Annotated in this window: 18 protein-coding genes; 13 read left to right on the forward strand and 5 right to left on the reverse strand. The window is 59.4% G+C overall.

Translation table 11 applies throughout. From position 1 onward, the window contains the following. Positions 1-326 precede the first annotated feature (326 nt). Genes HMPREF1287_RS08140 through trpA form a run of 6 tightly spaced genes read left to right on the forward strand, consistent with a single transcriptional unit; the run spans position 327 to position 7017 of the window. Positions 327-1853: an anthranilate synthase component 1 gene (locus HMPREF1287_RS08140; protein WP_005275883.1), complete on the forward strand. Its 1527-nt coding sequence runs from the start codon at positions 327-329 to the stop codon at positions 1851-1853. Next, positions 1850-2497 carry an anthranilate synthase component II gene (locus tag HMPREF1287_RS08145; protein WP_023016381.1) on the forward strand — a complete coding sequence of 216 codons (648 nt, stop codon included), beginning with the start codon at positions 1850-1852 and terminating at the stop codon, positions 2495-2497. Before HMPREF1287_RS08140 ends, HMPREF1287_RS08145 begins: the two co-directional genes overlap by 4 nt. Next, positions 2497-3516, forward strand: coding sequence for an anthranilate phosphoribosyltransferase (gene trpD / locus HMPREF1287_RS08150; protein ID WP_023016382.1), 1020 nt, complete (start codon positions 2497-2499; stop codon positions 3514-3516). The genes HMPREF1287_RS08145 and trpD overlap by 1 nt, the downstream gene beginning before the upstream one ends. A gap of 23 nt (positions 3517-3539) precedes the next feature. Then, positions 3540-4967, forward strand: a complete 1428-nt coding sequence (trpCF, locus tag HMPREF1287_RS08155) for a bifunctional indole-3-glycerol-phosphate synthase TrpC/phosphoribosylanthranilate isomerase TrpF (protein ID WP_023016383.1) — start codon at positions 3540-3542, stop codon at positions 4965-4967. A 2-nt stretch (positions 4968-4969) separates the two neighbouring features. Further along, on the forward strand, positions 4970-6172 hold the full coding sequence (gene trpB / locus HMPREF1287_RS08160; protein ID WP_023016384.1) for a tryptophan synthase subunit beta: 1203 nt from the start codon (positions 4970-4972) through the stop codon (positions 6170-6172). Between the two features lie 2 nt (positions 6173-6174). Next, a complete protein-coding gene (gene trpA / locus HMPREF1287_RS08165) occupies positions 6175-7017 on the forward strand; it encodes a tryptophan synthase subunit alpha (RefSeq protein ID WP_023016385.1) in 843 nt (280 codons plus the stop codon). Positions 7018-7114: 97 nt separating this feature from the next. Here the strand turns inward: trpA and HMPREF1287_RS08170 are convergent, their stop codons facing one another. Further along, positions 7115-8326 (reverse strand): dicarboxylate/amino acid:cation symporter, encoded by a 1212-nt coding sequence (locus HMPREF1287_RS08170; protein WP_005280439.1) that lies wholly within the window; start codon positions 8324-8326, stop codon positions 7115-7117. A 206-nt stretch (positions 8327-8532) separates the two neighbouring features. Here HMPREF1287_RS08170 and HMPREF1287_RS08175 point away from each other — a divergent pair, with 206 nt between their 5' ends. The 5 genes from HMPREF1287_RS08175 to HMPREF1287_RS08195 all read left to right on the forward strand — a co-directional run bounded on the left by HMPREF1287_RS08175 (position 8533) and on the right by HMPREF1287_RS08195 (position 11438). Beyond that, positions 8533-9009: an SdpI family protein gene (locus HMPREF1287_RS08175; protein WP_034653709.1), complete on the forward strand. Its 477-nt coding sequence runs from the start codon at positions 8533-8535 to the stop codon at positions 9007-9009. A gap of 309 nt (positions 9010-9318) precedes the next feature. Continuing rightward, complete coding sequence (locus HMPREF1287_RS08180) at positions 9319-9534, forward strand: catechol 1,2-dioxygenase (protein ID WP_232218848.1); 216 nt, start codon at positions 9319-9321, stop codon at positions 9532-9534. Positions 9535-9651: 117 nt separating this feature from the next. Next, positions 9652-10017 carry a Rieske 2Fe-2S domain-containing protein gene (locus HMPREF1287_RS08185; protein WP_023016388.1) on the forward strand — a complete coding sequence of 122 codons (366 nt, stop codon included), beginning with the start codon at positions 9652-9654 and terminating at the stop codon, positions 10015-10017. A gap of 131 nt (positions 10018-10148) precedes the next feature. Continuing rightward, the gene (locus HMPREF1287_RS08190; RefSeq protein ID WP_023016389.1) at positions 10149-11123 is read left to right on the forward strand and encodes a bile acid:sodium symporter family protein; all 975 of its coding nucleotides are present in this window, start codon (positions 10149-10151) and stop codon (positions 11121-11123) included. Between the two features lie 6 nt (positions 11124-11129). Then, complete coding sequence (locus HMPREF1287_RS08195; RefSeq protein ID WP_034653711.1) at positions 11130-11438, forward strand: hypothetical protein; 309 nt, start codon at positions 11130-11132, stop codon at positions 11436-11438. 11 nt (positions 11439-11449) lie between these two features. Here HMPREF1287_RS08195 and HMPREF1287_RS08200 read toward each other — a convergent pair whose 3' ends face one another. From HMPREF1287_RS08200 to HMPREF1287_RS08215, 4 genes are read right to left on the reverse strand one after another with little or no spacing between them, the layout of a single operon-like run. Further along, positions 11450-11782 (reverse strand): branched-chain amino acid transporter permease, encoded by a 333-nt coding sequence (locus tag HMPREF1287_RS08200; RefSeq protein WP_005275916.1) that lies wholly within the window; start codon positions 11780-11782, stop codon positions 11450-11452. Further along, the gene (locus HMPREF1287_RS08205) at positions 11783-12514 is read right to left on the reverse strand and encodes an AzlC family ABC transporter permease (protein ID WP_023016391.1); all 732 of its coding nucleotides are present in this window, start codon (positions 12512-12514) and stop codon (positions 11783-11785) included. A 39-nt stretch (positions 12515-12553) separates the two neighbouring features. Then, positions 12554-13150: a YqgE/AlgH family protein gene (locus HMPREF1287_RS08210; protein ID WP_005280446.1), complete on the reverse strand. Its 597-nt coding sequence runs from the start codon at positions 13148-13150 to the stop codon at positions 12554-12556. Continuing rightward, positions 13150-14586, reverse strand: coding sequence for a CCA tRNA nucleotidyltransferase (locus tag HMPREF1287_RS08215; protein ID WP_023016392.1), 1437 nt, complete (start codon positions 14584-14586; stop codon positions 13150-13152). Before HMPREF1287_RS08215 ends, HMPREF1287_RS08210 begins: the two co-directional genes overlap by 1 nt. A 28-nt stretch (positions 14587-14614) precedes the next feature. Here HMPREF1287_RS08215 and HMPREF1287_RS08220 point away from each other — a divergent pair, with 28 nt between their 5' ends. Then, positions 14615-15280 (forward strand): NUDIX hydrolase, encoded by a 666-nt coding sequence (locus HMPREF1287_RS08220; protein ID WP_023029760.1) that lies wholly within the window; start codon positions 14615-14617, stop codon positions 15278-15280. Continuing rightward, positions 15280-17511: a DUF6049 family protein gene (locus HMPREF1287_RS08225; RefSeq protein ID WP_023016394.1), complete on the forward strand. Its 2232-nt coding sequence runs from the start codon at positions 15280-15282 to the stop codon at positions 17509-17511. Before HMPREF1287_RS08220 ends, HMPREF1287_RS08225 begins: the two co-directional genes overlap by 1 nt. Positions 17512-17523: the final 12 nt, after the last annotated feature.

Raw genomic sequence — 17523 nt, forward strand, 5'->3', positions numbered from 1 at the left:
ACACTACTCCGATTTCGGCTTGGATCGACGTGGTTCAAAGTCGAGCTCCTTAGGTCGCTTTCGGGCGACACATAAAAGACGCATAAGAACCGGTTTGAATATTTTTCATTTGTTTCTTCCGCCCTATAGAAATTTAGGCTAGGCTAGTGCGCATGAAGAAAATGACTACTCGTTGGTGGTGGCGCGCGTAACTCGCGGGCCTTTCTTCGCAACCCATTTTTAGGCTCGCTTTCTGCGGGCCTTTCGGCGTTTTCAGTGCCTTCTGCTCGCGGATACTACGGGTCCCTCGCACTCTGTACCTCAGTTACTCCCGAAAGGGCACTGCAATGACATACACCGCCACCCGCGATATCGCCTATTGCCGGGATGCCTCGGCGTTATTTCATAGCTTAGCGCGACCGAGCGATTCCTTATTATTGGAAAGCGCGGATATTGAAACCAAGAAGAACCTCACGTGCCTCGCCGTGCTCGATGCCGCAGCCAAAGTGACCTGTACCGGCCAGCGGGTTCGCGTACTCGCGCTCAGCCCGGCGGGGGAGCGGCTTATCTCCATGCTGCAATCGCGCTTCGCAGACCGAATTGTTTCACGTGAAACCACGGAAATTGTCTTTGAGTTTTCTCCCTCCAGCGAGTCCGATGAACGGCAGCGGCTGCTGGATGAATCGACGGCCGATATCCTCCGCGCGCTGCAGCGCGATGATTCCTATTCCTCGCCCTTGTTGCCATTCGTCGCCGGCGGCTTTGCCTATGACTATTTGGCTACTTTTGAAAATCTGCCTGAGGTAGGCGAGGGGCCCAATAAGTTTCCCGATTATGAATTCCTCGTGGCCCAGACCGTCCTCGCGGTGGATCACCTAACGCAGACGGCGCGCGTAGAGGGTTGGGATATCGACCGAGCCCGCTTGGAAGACAGGCTCGATGCGCTTGCCGCCACGCCCATCACCGCCATAGAGGATCCGGCACCAGCCCAAACCGCGGGGACCTTGACGGCGACCACGGATATTGACGATGCCGCTTTTTGCGAGCAGGTAACACGGCTCAAGGGCAATATTGCCTCCGGCGATATTTACCAAGTCGTCCCCGCCCGCACCTTCACGGTGGACTGCCCCGATGCCTTCGCGGCCTATCGCCAACTCCGGGAGACCAATCCTTCACCGTATATGTTCTATCTGCGGGGAGAAGATTACGAGCTTTTCGGCGCATCACCGGAATCCAATCTGAAGTTTGACCCCGCGACGCGGCAGGTGGAGCTCTATCCCATCGCTGGAACCCGGCCCCGCGGGCTCAACCCGGATGGCACGATCAACGATGAGTTGGATATCCGCAACGAGCTAGAAATGCGCACGGATACCAAGGAGCTCGCCGAGCACACCATGCTGGTGGATCTCGCGCGCAATGACCTAGCCCGCGTGGCAGAGCCCGGCACCCGGCGGGTGGCAGACCTGCTCCAAGTGGATCGCTATTCCCGGGTCATGCACCTGGTCTCCCGGGTGACCGCCACGTTGCACGAGGATTTCGATGCTCTCGATGCCTACCGCGCCTGCATGAACATGGGAACGCTGACCGGCGCGCCCAAGCTGCGCGCCAGCGAGCTCATCCGGCAGGCCGAACACAAGCGCCGTGGCTCCTACGGCGGCGCGGTGGGGTACCTGCGCGGCGACGGCGCCATGGATACCTGCATTGTCATTCGCTCCGCCTTCGTGCACCGCGGTACGGCCGCCGTCCAAGCCGGTGCCGGGGTGGTGCACGATTCCGTCCCCCAATCCGAAGCCGATGAAACCCTGCACAAGGCCTATGCCGTTCTCCACGCCATTGCCCTCGCGCACAACGCCACCCTGGAGGTACAGCGATGAATTCACCGCACGTGGTCTTGCTCGATAACCACGATTCCTTTGTCTATAACCTCGTCGATGCCCTCGCCGGTTACCGCACCACCGTCTACCGCAACAGCGTCTCCGTCGCGGAGGTGCTGGCGGCCGAGCCCGATATTATTGTCCTTTCCCCGGGCCCCGGCCACCCGCGCGACGCTGGCTGCATGATGGAGCTTATTGATGCCACCTTGGGCACCATTCCCATCCTCGGCGTCTGCTTGGGCTTCCAGGCGCTGCTGGACTACCACGGTGGCGGGGTAGGGCCGTGCGGCCCCGTGCACGGCAAGTCCATGCCGATGACGCTTACCGATGCCGGCACCGCCCACCCAGTCTTCGCCGGCCTAGCCACCGATGCCGATCCGGCACAACCCGGGGTCCCCGGCACCCAGGTGCCGGTAGCCCGATACCACTCCTTGGGGTGCACGCACGTCCCAGCCGGCATGCGGGTGCTCGCGGAAACGCAGGCGGATATCGGCACCATCACCATGGCCGCCGAAACGGACGATGGCATGGCGCTAGGGATGCAATTCCACCCCGAATCGATCCTTTCTCCCAGTGGCCCAGACATGCTTAATCGTTGCATACACCGACTATCCACTCATCCCACTACGGAGCTAAAACACTAATGACGAACCAGAACCCGCTGAAAACACTGCAAGCCTTCTTGGATAATCCCGCGCCCACCGTGGAGGAGACCACCGAGGTCTTCACCCCAGTCGCCGTGGGCGATTATGACGATATTCAGATCTCCGCGCTGCTGACCCATATCCGCACCCGCGGTGAAACCCTCGCGGATATCACAGGGGCCGCCAAGGCGTTCTTGAAAGTTGGCCACCCCTTTCCCATTACTGGTGAAGGCCTCATGGACTCCGCAGGAACCGGTGGCGATGGCGCGAATACCATCAATATCACGACCGCCGCCTCCTTGGTTGCCGCCGCTGGGGGAGTAAGGATGGTCAAGCACGGCAACCGGTCCGTTTCCTCCAAGTCCGGTTCCGCCGATGTGCTCGAGGCGCTAAATATTCCGCTGGACCTCGACGTGGACCGCGCCGTCCGACAATTCGAGGCCTCCAACTTCACCTTCCTCTTCGCTCCGGCCTACAACCCCGCGGTGGCTCACGTGCAACCGGTGCGCAAGGCGCTCGGGGTCTCCACCATCTTCAATACCTTGGGCCCCTTGCTCTCCCCGGGCCGCCCCGAGCTGCAGATCATGGGCATCGCCAATCCCTCCCAGGGCCCCATGATCGCGGAGGTCTTCCGGGAGCTGGGGCGCAGGCGGGCGCTCGTCGTCCACGGAGCCGGTACAGATGAAATTGCTACCCACGGCACCACGCAGGTTTGGGAACTGAAGGACGGCGAGATTTCGCACTATGAGCTCACGCCGGAGGATTTGGGCATCGCCAAGCATGAGCTCAGTGAGCTCGCCGGCGGTGATGGGCGCGATAACGCCGCACACGTGCGCGCCATCTTCAATGGCTCGGGCAAACCGGCGCACTATGATGCGGTCGCGGCATCGGCTGGGGCGATGTTTTATCTCAATGGCACTACGAACTCGATTGCAGAAGGCGTCGCGCACGCCAAGAAGCTCATCGATAATGGGGACGTGGACCGCTGGCTGCGCACCCACGAGCAAGCGGAATACTAAGAAGGCCACACGAGGGAAAAGAAATGACAGAAGAGAAACTGCCGACGGTGCTCGAGGGGATTGTGGCTAAGCGCCGCACCCACCTTGCCGGCATTCGCGAGCGCATCGCCCACGTAGATGTGGACAAGCTTGAGCCATCCCGCCGTTCGCTTTTTGCGGCGCTCAATGGCACCAATCGCTTCATTATGGAGTGCAAATCCGCGTCGCCGTCGCTCGGGATGATCCGCGAGGATTACCGCCCCGGCGATATAGCGCGTGTCTATTCCCGCTACGCGGATGCCATTTCCGTGCTGTGCGAGCCAGAGCGGTTCGGCGGGGATTACGATCATCTGCAGACCGTGGCGCAGTCCACGCACCTGCCGGTCTTGTGCAAGGACTTCATCGTCGATCCGATTCAGGTCTATGCCGCGCGCTACTACGGCGCGGATGCGATTTTGCTCATGATGTCCATCGTGGATGATGAGACCTTTGCGCAGCTGAAGTCCTTGGCGGATGAGTTGGAGCTCGATGTTTTGACCGAAGCCATCACCAAGGAGGAGGTGGACCGCGCGCTGTCATTCGGGGTGGAGATCATCGGCATTAATAACCGCAATCTCCATGACTTGAGCATCGATCTCTCCCGCACCGAGCAACTCGCCGGGTACGTGCCGGACGATAAGGTCGTCGTCTCCGAATCCGGCATCCGCGATAACCACACCATCCGGCTCTTGGGCGCCCACGCCAATGCCTTCCTCGTCGGCTCCCAACTCACCTCCCAGGAGGACATCGACCGCGCCGCCCGGGATCTGCTCTTCGGCGCGAATAAGGTCTGCGGGCTCACCGCCGCCTCCACCGCCCAAGCCGCGCGCGCCGCCGGTGCCCGCTACGGAGGGCTCGTCTTCGCTCCGGATTCCCCGCGCAATGTTTCACGTGAAACCGCCGAGAAAATCATCGCCGCCGAACCCGGCTTGGATTTCGTAGCAGTGAGCCGCAGCGACGACCCCGCCGTGTTGCGGGAGATAGCGGCAACCCGTGGCCTATCCGGAATCCAGTTGCATGCCCCGTTCCAGGGCAACTTAGACGGAGAGCTCGCGCTGATCGAGCGCGCCCGCGCGCTCCTCGCGGACACCGACGCGGAGTTTGTCTGGCGGGCCATCGACATGACCGACCCTCAGTGGGTAGAACTGGCGCCGGAACTCGCCGCGAGCGTGGACCGCCTCGTGCTCGACTCGGGTAGGGGAGGCACCGGCCAACGCTTTGATTGGACGGCAATCCCGGACGACATTAAAGCACACAGCCTCTTGGCCGGTGGCCTCAATCTAGACAACCTGGAAGGCGCGCTCCGCGTAGGAACCGCGGGGCTCGACCTGAATTCGGGATTAGAAACGTGCCCCGGACGCAAAGACGCCGCCCTGATATCGCAATCCTTCCGCACCATCCGATTATTCAACCAACCTGACAAGAAAGATTAACCATGCCCGTTTCACGTGAAACACTCCTTCCCGCATACTTCGGGGAATTCGGCGGCCAATACGTGCCAGAATCCCTCATCCCCGCATTGGATCAATTGGAGCAGGCGTTTGTCGATGCCCAGAATGATCCCAGCTTCCGCGAAGAGCTTTCAGGATTGCTGCGCGACTACCTGGGTCGTCCGACCCCCGTTACCGAGGTAAAGAAGCTCGGCGGAAAGGCGCGGATCTTCTTGAAGCGCGAGGACCTCGTCCACGGCGGGGCGCATAAGACCAACCAGGTGCTCGGGCAAGCCCTCTTGGCTAAGCGCATGGGCAAGAAGCGAATCATCGCCGAGACCGGCGCGGGCCAGCACGGCACGGCAACCGCCTTGGCCTGTGCGCTGCTCGATCTCGAGTGTGTGGTCTACATGGGTGCCAAGGATGTCCAGCGCCAGCAGCCCAACGTCTTCCGCATGGAGCTTATGGGCGCCAAGGTCGTCCCCGTCGATACCGGATCCGGGACGTTGAAGGATGCCGTCAACGAGGCACTGCGCGATTGGACCGCGACCTTCCATGAATCGCACTACCTACTCGGTACCGCGGCCGGGCCGCACCCATTTCCCACGATCGTCCGGGAATTCCACCGCGTCATTTCCACCGAGGCCAAGGCCCAGCTCCTCGAGAAGACGGGTGGCCTTCCCGATCTCGTCGTCGCCTGTGTGGGCGGCGGTTCCAACGCCATCGGCATGTTCGCGGACTTCATCGATGAAGAAGAAGTGGAATTGGTCGGCGCCGAGCCAGGCGGTGCTGGACTCGATTCCGGGGAGCACGGGGCCACCATTAACAATGGCACGGTGGGCATCCTCCACGGCGCACGCAGTTACCTCATGCGCAATTCTGACGGCCAGGTGGAAGAATCCTATTCCATCTCCGCCGGCTTGGACTACCCCGGCGTGGGCCCACAGCACGCGCACCTTCACGCAACCGGTCGTGCAAAGTATGTCGGAATCACGGACGCCGAAGCCCTAAAGGCATTCCAACTCCTGTCCAAAAAGGAGGGCATCATCCCAGCCCTCGAATCCTCCCATGCGCTGGCCTATGCCCTGAAACGTAAGGACGAGGACATCACCATCCTCGTCTCACTTTCCGGACGCGGCGATAAGGACATCGATCATGTCCGCCACACCCTGGAATCCCACCCCGAACTGCAACTCAAGGAGAACTAATCATGGGCAGCCGTTACGATAAGCTTTTTGCCGCATTACGTGAGAAGAATGAGGGCGCGTTTGTCCCCTTCATCATGCTGGGCGATCCGACCCCTGAGGCCAGCCTGGAGATCATCCGGACCGCAGTCGCCGCCGGGGCGGATGCCTTGGAGCTCGGCGTCCCCTTCTCGGACCCGGTGGCGGATGGCCCCACCATCCAGGCTTCTCACATTCGCGCCCTCGATGGGGGAGCGACCCTTGATAGTGCTTTGGAACAGGTGCGGACGATTCGTTCCGAGTTCCCCGATTTGCCCATCGGCATGTTGATCTATGGCAACGTTGCATTCGCCCGTGGGGTGGAGAAATTCTATGCTGAATTCGCGGAAGCTGGCGCCGATAGCATTCTGCTTCCCGATGTCCCCGTGCGCGAAGGCGCCCCATTCATCGCCGCGGCAAAGGAAGCCGGTATCAACCCGATCTTCATCGCCCCTGCGCGCGCCGCGGAACGCACGCTCGCCGGCGTTGCCGAGCATTCACAGGGATATATCTACGCCATCTCCCGCGATGGCGTGACGGGAACCGAGAAGGAGTCCGAGACCACCGGCCTCGACGAGGTGGTCGCCAGCATTCAGCGGTTCGATGGGCCTCCGGTCTTACTCGGTTTCGGTATCTCTTCACCGCAGCACGTCGCCGATGCCATCGCCGCAAACGCCGCGGGCGCCATTACTGGATCCGCGATCACCAAGATCATCGACCGCCATGTTTCACGTGAAACCGGTGCCGCTGGGACGATCGAGGATGCCGATGCCTTGCACGCTGAGCTGACCGAATTCATCTCCGCGATGAAGGAAGCGACCAAGAAATAGTGCCTTTTAAAAGGTAGCAGCGCACGAAAGAGCCCCCTGGCTTCCTCCCACATTTGTTGGGTGGGGAAGCCAGGGGGCGCAAATGTTTCACGGGAAACTAGGCCGCAGTCTCCGCCTCTTCGTCGTTCAGGGTATCGACCTTGTCGCGGGCGAACTTATCGACGACCATCGCAATGGCACCATCGCCGGTCACGTTCGCTGCGGTGCCGACGGAGTCAATCGCAATATAAGCGGCGATCATCAGCGCGACCATTCCGTCATCGAAGCCCATCATGTCCGCCAAGAGGCCAACGGCCACCATAACGGCACCACCCGGGACACCTGGAGCGGCGATCATCATGATTCCCAGCAAGAAGATAAAGCCAAGACCGGTGCCAGTGCTGATATCCATATTCGCCATGAAGACGATGGCGAAGGCATAGAGCGTCAGCTTCATCATGGACCCGGACAGGTGAATCGTCGCACACAGCGGGATCACAAAGCTCGCAACCGGCTTCGAGATGCCGTTTCGCAAGCTGGATTCCAAGGACACCGGGATGGTCGCAGCAGAAGAAGACGTACCCAATGCAGTGAAGTATGCCGGCAGCATATTCCGCAGCGCCTTAAACGGATTCTTACCTGCAATGGCCCCGGCGACCACATACTGGAGTACGAGGTACACCAGCGTCATGACCACGGCCAGGATCAGGACCTTCGCGAAGGCAGAAAGGACATCGCCAATATTGCCGTTCATACCCAGGCCAAGGAACATGCCGAAGATGTAGAACGGCAAGATGGGAATAACGAATCCCCAAATGACCTTAACCACCACATTTTCCAGTTCCTTGGTGACGGTATAGAGCGTATCGGACTTGACCGTCGTCATGGCGACGCCAATGCAGAAAGAAAGCAGGAGCGCCGTCATCACTTCAAACGGTGGTGCCATCTCCACCTCGAAATAAGGCGAGAGAGAGCCCTCATCCACGTCCGACACGTTGGTCACTAGGGTCTGGCCCGCCAACATCGAGGGGTAAAGCCACTTTGCCAGGCCATAGGCAATCAAGCCCGAGAGAATGGTGGAACCGTAGGCAATGCCCGCCGTAACCCCCAACCATTTTCCTGCGCCCTTGCCAAGACCGGCGATCGCCGGGGCGACAAGGGCGAAAATCAGCACAGGAATGAAGAAGTTGAGGAAGTTTCCAAAGAGCCCGTTGAAGGTCGCAAATGCTCGACCAAACCACTCCGGGGCAAAGAGGCTAAAGACAATGCCAAGCACGATGGCGAGAACGATGCGGAAAAGGAGAGAGTCCGCTATTTTCTTGAGGTTCATGCAATCACAATCAGGTTAGGTGTTCCCAGTCCGGGGACTCACTTGGGTGCGGTCCAACGGAAGGAGAGACAGCGTGGTGCAGGTGCAAAATCGAGCGAATATCTATCGGTCGATCCAAAATGAATAATACCCGAGGCGCCTCATATTTAAGACACCAGCCCCGTAGCTTAATTTCCAATCTCGCCCTGCAGGATTAGACTATGGATATGGTCGCAGTGGGAATCATATTTTTAATCCTTGCCGTATTCCTTATCGCGGTGGGCGCACTCGCCGCCACCAAGCGGTTGCCCGGCAATAAATACATCGGCTTGCGCTTACAAGAGATCCGAAAGTCACGTGAAGCGTGGGATAATGCCCACGCCGTTGCGGGGCCCTTCTGGGCCCTTGGCGGAGTTTCGTTGCTTTTCGGCGGCGTCGTAGCCTTCCGCGCGGAAGGTTGGATGTGGCTTATTCCGGTCACCACTTTCGTAATCGCCATCCTCGCGCTTTCCGTCGGCTCAAACCTTGGCTCGCGCGCGGCATTTCTTTATGAGCAAGCGCATGCCGATGACGATGGTTGTGGCGATAGCTGCAACTGCGGCTCCGGCGGCTGCGGTGGGGAAGAGGCGGCCACAGACTCCGCCACTCGACCCGAGGTTGATCTTGGGGCCCTCCGCCAGGCCGCCCGCCACTCTGATAATTAAATAAGTAGCTTTCGAGTTCCTTTTCTCCCTCCCTTTCCTGTCCGGCAATCGCGCCACACAGAAACGGGGCAGGGAGATTTTTTATGACACTGTGACGTTATTATTCTAACCACGGCGTCCCACACTTTTCGTCACAGCTAAATTAAGTAGGGGGTATTTAACGACACGTACCTATGTTGGACTTCATCTATCGTTGCGTGCCACAACCCACGAGTATTCCTGTGGGAATTCCTAGAACTCGCATAGAGGTTCCGCAGAGCTCGGCTCGGCCACTACACCTAGCGCGGGGAAGGGTAGACAATGGGAGACATGAAGAAAACCACAGCCCTCGCCGCAATCGCCGTTTCCACCTTCAGCATCGGCACCTATGTCGCCGACTCCCACCGCGTCGAACCTAAATCGAACGCCGCAGGAGGGGACGGGCCACATCCCATCGTTAATGACATAGGTCTAGATTCCGGGACCTATGAACTCACGCCCACCGAGGCTGGGCCGGTCGCAACCTGGAACGGCAACCTGTCCTAATTTCGTGTTTCACGTGAAACCTACGCAGAACCATTTCACTTTAGCTGCTCCGACATATGATTAACCGTTGCCGAAATCATGTACCGGCCGTGAACCATTCAGGATAGAGTAGAGGCTATGACTATCTGTTCGCGTCGCATGTTCTTGCTCGGATCCGCTACGACTTTCGCAGGTGCATACCTCGCGGCCTGTGGCTCAGAACCGTCCGCAGAAATCGCGGCAACGGACATTCCAGTAGGCTCCGGAATCATCGTCGACGGGGTTATCTTCACGCAGCCGAAAGAAGGGGAGTTTAAGGCCTACTCCCAAACCTGCCCGCATCAACAAAATCCCATCACGGAGATCGACGGTATGACTGCCACCTGCCCGGCGCATCATACGTCCTACAACCTGCAGGATGGCTCAGTCATCGAAGGCCCAGGCCGAGACCCGCTCAAAGAGTACGAAGTAAGCCAAGAAGGCTCAATGGTCTCCACCGCATAGATACACGCCGGCATATCACGCTCTATACTCATGGTTTCACGTGAAACCATGCGGCTTAAGAAGAGCACGGGGGCGAAAAATATCCCCACTACCTTTCGTGGAACCACGCACGACGGTTTACACTTTGGCTCATGCTGCACAGACTCAAAAAGCCGGATCCCCTCATCGTCCTCATCCTTGCGGCCGTGGCAATCGCGATCATTGCACCGGCCCGCGGCACCTTTGCTGACGTATTTGGGAACCTGACGAATATAGCGATCGCGCTCTTGTTCTTCCTCTACGGCGCGCGCTTATCCACCCAAGAGGCCTTGAATGGCCTTAAGCACTGGCGGCTCCACCTCACCATTCTCGCATTCACCTTCGTGATTTATCCCCTCATCGGCCTGGCCCTGCGGCCGCTGACTGGAGTCATTACGGACGATATGTACATGGGGATCCTATTCCTCACGCTAGTCCCGTCTACAGTGCAGTCCTCGGTGGCGTTTACCTCCATTGCTAAGGGAAACGTATCTGGAGCAATCGTCTCCGCCTCAACCTCAAACTTGGCCGGCGTCTTCATCACGCCCGTACTGGTCATGTTGCTCATGGGTACTGGTTCCGGCCTTCATATCGATACCTCGGTCTTTGGGGAGATCTCCCTCTTGCTTCTCGCTCCATTCGTGCTGGGCCAACTAACTCGGCGTTGGATAGCGGACTTCGCCCAAAGCAAGGGTACAAAGGTGGTGGACCGCGGCTCCATTGCCATGGTGGTCTATTCGGCCTTTTCTAAGGGCGTGGTCGATGGAATTTGGTCCTCCATCTCTGTCTGGGAGATCGTGTTCCTCGTGGTTTTCGCCGCAGCCTTCGTCATCTTCATGTTGTGGCTGACGCGGTTTATCTCCGGAAAACTGGGATTCTCACGTGCTGATATCATCGCTATCCAATTCTGCGGATCCAAGAAGTCCTTGGCCACTGGCCTTCCCATGGCCTCGGTCATCTTTGCCTCAGGGTCAACATCGCTCGGGCTATTGATCCTCCCACTCATGATTTACCACCAGGTGCAGCTAATGATCTGTTCTGTGTTGGCCTCCCGGTACGCGCAGGAGGACGAGGAGCAACTACACTAAGTGCCCATGGCTAATTACCTTTATGTGCGCACCGAACTGACCGTCCCGGGAGTGGGCTCAGCGGTCCACCTCGCAGAATTAGAAGAACACGACGCCCAGCGCTGCCGCATGCACCGAATGATCGCTTTGGACCCCGCGGATTCCGTGGTCGGCGTAGCAACCCCTAATAGTTCCACGGGAAACGTGGACACGCCGCAGGAAGTGGTTCCGCACCCCGATACCTACGATGAGTTCCCGGATATTAGCGCCCGCTACATGGACCAAGAACAATTTGAGGCGTTGTGGACGGAAGCTACCACCAAGTTTGGGCTTTAGCTAAGAGCGGGCTACAGCACCACGTTCACCAGCAGCATGTAGAACGCGGTACCGCCGAAGATGGATAATCCGGAATCCCGCTTCCACTTGTGCAGTCCGGCGGTGACCAGCACGCCCAAGAGCACCGGCCACAGGCCGCCGGTGCCATCCGCCTGTCCGGCAACGGCATAGACCACCAAGATGGTCATGACGCCTACGGGCATCATCAAGCCCAGCAGCGAAAAGAACTCGCTGTCCTTCATCCACTTCTTTGCGGAGAAGGGAAGCTCCCGCAATAAGACGGTTACGATGCCTACAGGGATGAGCACTGCAGCAATCGCACCTAAACTGACTCCAGCTGGCATTTAGTTCTCCTCCTTCACGGTCGTGGAGGCAAGGGGCTGCAGCCACCAGGTAAGCGAGTTATCCACGCGAGGCGATAGGTAGCGAATGATGAGCAATAAGAAATAGGCGCTCAGAGAGACCATTAGCAGCTGCCCTGGGGTAATGAATGCGGCGAGGATGCCCAAGGCCGCGGCCGATAGCGGGAGGGACAGATCCTGATTATTGCGGAAGGAGTCCATCGCTAGGACGACGAATAGGGCGACGAGGGCGAATTCCATTCCCTCGACGGAAGAGGGGATTACCTGACCGGCGAGCGCGCCAACGATGCCGCCGCCTACCCACAGAATTTGGCAAAAAATTTGGATGCTCAAAATGCGGGTGCCGCTCAGCCGCTCCTCGCGCGGGAGCGCCGAGACGATGGCATACGTTTCATCCGTGAGGGCATAGGTGGAATAGGCCTTGCCCACGGGGGAATTAATCCGTTTGCGGGGGAACGTTAGCCCATAGAAGATATGGCGGAAATTCACCATAAACCCGGTAAGGAGCGAGGACAGCGCGGAGACACCACCGGTAACCATGGAAATGGCGAGAAACTCCATTGAACCGGCGTAGATAACGATGGAAAATATGGGCGTCCACCACCAGCTAAAGCCGGATTGCACCATCAAGAGGCCAAAAGCCAAGCCCAATGGAATTAGCCCGAGAGCCGCCGCCCACGTGTCTTTAATGCCCTTGTGGATTTCCTCGCGCATACGGGTCAGTGTAACCGATCACATACCGGCCGCTAGGAATTAATTATCATCCACATTCACGGGATAGGTGGAATACAGCGGCAGGGGCATTGGCTGGCGTTTCATGACATCGGCCCAAAGATCGGCCGGGCCTGGGGCCACGACATCCTGTGCTAGGGCGGGTGCTACGAACCATTCACCGGCCTCGATTTCTTCCTCCAGCTGCCCGGGACCCCACTCGGCGTAGCCGGCGAACATGCGCATGCCGGTGACCAGTGGCTCGATATCTTCCGGGTTGGAGCGCAGATCCACGTGCGCTAGGCGCGGTGCGAGGCGGTTGAGTTGTTCTTCTTTATCTGGGTCCACGCCTTGCTTGGTCTGCGCCAGGCCCACGACGGATTGCTGGTTGAGCGGACCACCGATATACAGCGCCTGCGGTTTAGCAACGACGGACATCCACTCTGGAAGCACGTTAAAAATGGCTACCTCTGAGCGCTTGGTGAGGTCCACGCCAAAGGTCATCATGTCATTGTGCTCAACCAATAAGATAACCGAGCGGGCGAATTCCGGGGACAGCATCCCTGGGGCGGACACGAGTAGTTGCCCTGGGGCGGGATCGTTGCGCTCGAGGGCATTAAATAATCTATCGGCAAACATCACTGTTTAGACTCCCACCACTGGCGCAACTTCGCAATAGCTTCTTCCCGCTCGAGGGGGCCGTACTCCAGGCGCATTTCCTTCAAATAGGACCAAGCCTGTCCCACTTCGGGCCCAGGGGAGAGGCCCAAAATCTCCATGATCTCGTTGCCATCTAGATCCGGGCGCACCCGTGCGAGGTCTTCCTTGCGGCCGATCTCTGCGATTCGCTCCTCCAATTGGTCATAGGTTCGCTGCAAACGCCGCGCCTTCTTGGCATTGCGGGTGGTGCAATCGGCGCGCACCAGCTTGTGCAAGCGGGGGAGGAGGTCACCGGCATCGTTGACGTAGCGCCGCACGGCAGAATCGGTCCACTGATTTTCCCCAAAGCCGTGGAACCGCATGTGCAGGTAGACCAACTGGCCAATATCTTCCGTCGTGGCCTTGGGGTATTTCAGCTTCCGCAGGCGCTTGCGCGTCAGCTTGGCGCCCACCACCTCGTGGTGGTGGAAAGAAACCTTGCCGTCGGTGTTATCGAAGGTATCGGGCTTGCCGATGTCATGCAGCAACGCCGCCCACCGCAAAACCAGGTCCGGGCCGTCTTCTTCTTGATCCATGGCCTGGCGCAGCACCTTGAGCGAGTGCGCGTAGACGTCCTTGTGCTGGGCGTGCTCGTCCGTGGTCATGCGCAGGGCGGGGATCTCCGGGAAGATGTAATCCGCAATCCCGGTATTAACCAGCAGGTCGATGCCATCCCACGGGGCTTTGCCGCACATGAGCTTGTCCAGCTCCACTTGGACGCGCTCTACCGTGATGCGCTGAATCTCTGCCGCCATATCGCGCATAGCGGCTACCACGCGGTCTGCCACGTGAAACTCCAATTGGGATGCAAAGCGCGCGGCGCGCAGCATCCGCAGCGGATCATCGTGGAAGGAGATTTCCGGTTTATCCGGAGTATCGAGCACCTTATTGGCCACATCGTGGAGGCCGCCGAGGGGATCGTGGAACTCAAAGGTGGCATCGGCAAGCAGCTCAATGGCCATGGCGTTGACCTTGAAATCGCGCCGCACCAGATCGCCCTCCAGGCTATCGCCGTAGATGACCTCGGGGTTGCGGGACTGCCCATCATAGGAATCGGAGCGGAAGGTGGTGATTTCAATCTGCTGGCCCTTGTACACGGCGGACACGGTGCCATAGGCAATGCCGGTATCCCATACCGTTTCGGCCCACTCATCCAGGATTTCCTTGACCACCTCCGGGCGCGCTGGGGTGGTGAAGTCCAGATCATTGCCCAAGCGGCCGAGGAGCGCGTCGCGCACCGAGCCGCCCACGAGGTAGAGGGCATGTCCGCGCGCGCTGAATTTCTCCACCAACCCGCTCAATAAGCCACTGAGCGAGTTCACGGTAGATTCCGCGCGCGCAAGAACGCCGATTAACTGAGTGTCCTGAAAATTCACGGGTGAGAGTCTACTACGATTGGCAGGGATGACTAACCAAGAACAAGGCTCCGCGCAAGGCCCCTCCAAAGGAGGCGGCCGTAGCCGTAATCGGCGCCGGCGCCGGCGGCGACCGGATAACCGCACGCGCCGCACTAACCAGCAGCGCAGGCAGCAACGCGGTGGCAATAATCACGGCACCTCCACCGTCATGGAGACCCGCGATGAGACCTCGGCAGGCGGGCTCGTAATCTCCGGGCTGGCCGAGTGCGTCGACGGCAGCGGTAAAGCGGACCTGTCCCGCGTCTACGTGGCTCTTATCGGGCGCCTAGACCGCCGCGGGCGTTTATTGTGGTCCATGCCCAAGGGGCATGTGGAAAATGGCGAGGCCAAGGAGGTCACCGCGGAGCGCGAGGTATGGGAAGAAACCGGCATTTCCGGCGAGGTTTTCGCTGACCTCGGGGTGATCGATTATTGGTTCGTCTCTGATGGCGTGCGCATTCACAAGACGGTGCACCACCACCTCCTGCGTTTTGTGGACGGCATCATGAACGATGAGGATCCAGAGGTGACCGAGGTGTCCTGGATCCCCGTTTCTGAACTCATCGAGCACTTGGCGTACGCGGACGAACGCAAGCTCGCGCGCATCGCGCACGATCTCCTCCCCGATCTCGCACGAAAGGAAGCCGACGCAGGGAAAGCGACCCCACGCTAATGCACCAGCGCCTGAAATCACTCGCCGCGGCTGGCGGCTGCGCGGTACTCGCCGGTTGGGGATTGTTCCTACCAAACGCGGCGGCCCAAATGGACTCTGCTCCGGACAAGCAGATGGATATCCAGGCTTGGCTGGGCGCGCGCGGCCCGGAGCGCGCCGATCTGGATCTTATCGATGCCCAGCCCTTTACCGTAGGCAATGACCTGCGGCTGCGCTTCCGCGTGCACAACCCCACCGATCAGCCCTTAGAAGATATGCAGATAACTAGCCGGCGCGGCGATAGCGTGGCTAATGCGGCAGAAGCGCGGACGGAAATGGCCACCGGTGATTTTCCCTATTACGGCCCGGGCATGACCACCGCGCCGCTGCAACCAGGTGAAACCCGGGAATTAAGCTTTACCGTACCCAGTGGATTGGATGCCGAGCGCACCTTGGCCATCAATGAACCGGGCGCCTATCCGCTGCTTTTTACCCTGACCGGCACTCTCGAGGGCGATGCGGTGAGCCTGGCAGAAGAGCGCTTCGTGGCCCAGTTCTCCGAAGAGGGCCCCACAGATCCCGCTGCGGCCGCGGCACCAGAAGAAGCGGCACCAGAAGAAGAACACGACGATGCCGAGGATTCCCAACCGCACGATCTCACGGTGGTTTATCCCATCAGCGCGAACCTGGACATCGTCCCCGGCGGGCTTGGGGGAGAAGAGCTCATCTTATCCTCCGATAATTTAGGCCACGAGCTACGCAAAGGCGGCCGCCTCGATAGGTTGATTTCTACCTACGAGGATCATGACCTGCAGGGAGCGGGCTGCGTGGCCATCGACCCCGCGCTGCTCGATACCGTCAACCGCATGGCGCAAGGCTATACGGTCAATTCCACGCGCCCCGCGCAGGGCGATCGCCCTAAGCGCCTGCGCGATTCTTGGTCGCGGGGCAATGACGATGACAAGGGAGAGCCGGGCGAGGCAAAAAATGATGCCGAGCGGTGGCTGGAGCGCCTGCGCGAACTGGATTGTTTCATCGCCATGCCCTGGGCCAATGCGAATGCCTCTGCTGTGGCACGGGCCAATAATCCCGCCCTTCTCTTTGAGGGTTTGCAGCGCGGCAACCAGACCATCGAGCGCATCCTGGGCAAGGCCCCGGCCAGCAATATCTTGGCGGTAGGTTCCGGTTATATTGACCAAAAATTGCCGGTGCCATCCCTGGTTGCGGATAATTCGAACTGGTCCGGCGAGGCCGCGACTTTCGATGCCTCCCTTGGCGCCCTGCTATCCCAAACCGGCTCCAAGCCGCAGACGGTTGGCTATTCCAACCCGGAGCTGCGCTATGACTACGCCAAAGATTCTGCTCTGTCTCGCGCCATCACGGGCGGGGCGGCCCTCAGCCTCGCGGGTGGGGAAGATACCGTGGCCAAGCTTCCCAACTACTTAGACCCAAGCGCGGCCGAGCATGCACTCGACGCCGCGGAAGAACTGCTCGACTCCGGCCACTCCCGTCCCCGTGGGATCAGCACGGTGGAATTGCAGCAGGGCGATCCGAACGCTCCCACCGGCAGCCCCTTTATCGATCCGGCCGTCTTTTCGGAACCCGAATTGGCCCGCGTTGAGCAACAGGCGCGCTATACCGATGAGCTGATGAATATCGTGGTGGATGACCCTGACATCACCATGACGCGCTCTGAATTCGTGCTGCCACTGCGCCGCGATCTCCTCAATTCCTTATCGCTTAATAATCGCGATAGCTTGAGCACCCACGCCGCAGCGCGCCAGTCCTTTTCCCGCACCATGGAGATGCACTCCAATACGCTGCGGGATCTGCGCGATTCCGTCTCCCTCATCCCGCCGGGCAATGTTTATACTCGCGTATCTGAGTCATCGCCGCTGCTCATCGTGGCCGAAAATGGCCTGCCATTGCCGGTGGAGGCGAAGCTGCAATACGATGCCCCCGATGGCGCGCGGCTCAACACGCCCAAAAGCGTCCGTATTCCCGCTAAGGGCTCTATTACTGTATCCATGACCGCTGATATGCCGAAGGACGCGGATCGCACGGACATTGGGCTGTGGCTGGCCACTCCTAAAAACCAGACCATTTCGCAGCCCATCACTATCTCGGTGCAGACACGTGCCGGTATCGTAACCTTATACGCTGCCGGCATAGCCGGCGCTCTTGCGCTGGTTTTGGCTACGCTCTTTCGGCTTGGCCGTCACCGACGCAAAAATCACAAGGCTGAAAAGTAAAAGTTGAAGTTG

The sequence above is a fragment of the Corynebacterium sp. KPL1986 genome, from assembly GCF_000477975.1.
Taxonomy (GTDB): domain Bacteria; phylum Actinomycetota; class Actinomycetes; order Mycobacteriales; family Mycobacteriaceae; genus Corynebacterium; species Corynebacterium accolens.

What these genes read in the sequence shown, in the direction of transcription:
- trpB (WP_023016384.1), top strand. Translation starts at nt 4,970, where the DNA reads ATGCCCGTTTCACGTGAAACACTCCTTCCCGCATACTTCGGGGAATTC.
- HMPREF1287_RS08190 (WP_023016389.1), top strand. Translation starts at nt 10,149, where the DNA reads ATGCTGCACAGACTCAAAAAGCCGGATCCCCTCATCGTCCTCATCCTT.
- HMPREF1287_RS08195 (WP_034653711.1), top strand. Translation starts at nt 11,130, where the DNA reads ATGGCTAATTACCTTTATGTGCGCACCGAACTGACCGTCCCGGGAGTG.
- trpD (WP_023016382.1), top strand. Translation starts at nt 2,497, where the DNA reads ATGACGAACCAGAACCCGCTGAAAACACTGCAAGCCTTCTTGGATAAT.
- HMPREF1287_RS08200 (WP_005275916.1), bottom strand. Translation starts at nt 11,782, where the DNA reads ATGCCAGCTGGAGTCAGTTTAGGTGCGATTGCTGCAGTGCTCATCCCT.
- HMPREF1287_RS08225 (WP_023016394.1), top strand. Translation starts at nt 15,280, where the DNA reads ATGCACCAGCGCCTGAAATCACTCGCCGCGGCTGGCGGCTGCGCGGTA.
- HMPREF1287_RS08210 (WP_005280446.1), bottom strand. Translation starts at nt 13,150, where the DNA reads ATGTTTGCCGATAGATTATTTAATGCCCTCGAGCGCAACGATCCCGCC.
- HMPREF1287_RS08145 (WP_023016381.1), top strand. Translation starts at nt 1,850, where the DNA reads ATGAATTCACCGCACGTGGTCTTGCTCGATAACCACGATTCCTTTGTC.
- HMPREF1287_RS08175 (WP_034653709.1), top strand. Translation starts at nt 8,533, where the DNA reads ATGGTCGCAGTGGGAATCATATTTTTAATCCTTGCCGTATTCCTTATC.
- trpCF (WP_023016383.1), top strand. Translation starts at nt 3,540, where the DNA reads ATGACAGAAGAGAAACTGCCGACGGTGCTCGAGGGGATTGTGGCTAAG.
- HMPREF1287_RS08180 (WP_232218848.1), top strand. Translation starts at nt 9,319, where the DNA reads ATGAAGAAAACCACAGCCCTCGCCGCAATCGCCGTTTCCACCTTCAGC.
- HMPREF1287_RS08205 (WP_023016391.1), bottom strand. Translation starts at nt 12,514, where the DNA reads ATGCGCGAGGAAATCCACAAGGGCATTAAAGACACGTGGGCGGCGGCT.
- HMPREF1287_RS08185 (WP_023016388.1), top strand. Translation starts at nt 9,652, where the DNA reads ATGACTATCTGTTCGCGTCGCATGTTCTTGCTCGGATCCGCTACGACT.
- trpA (WP_023016385.1), top strand. Translation starts at nt 6,175, where the DNA reads ATGGGCAGCCGTTACGATAAGCTTTTTGCCGCATTACGTGAGAAGAAT.
- HMPREF1287_RS08140 (WP_005275883.1), top strand. Translation starts at nt 327, where the DNA reads ATGACATACACCGCCACCCGCGATATCGCCTATTGCCGGGATGCCTCG.
- HMPREF1287_RS08170 (WP_005280439.1), bottom strand. Translation starts at nt 8,326, where the DNA reads ATGAACCTCAAGAAAATAGCGGACTCTCTCCTTTTCCGCATCGTTCTC.
- HMPREF1287_RS08220 (WP_023029760.1), top strand. Translation starts at nt 14,615, where the DNA reads ATGACTAACCAAGAACAAGGCTCCGCGCAAGGCCCCTCCAAAGGAGGC.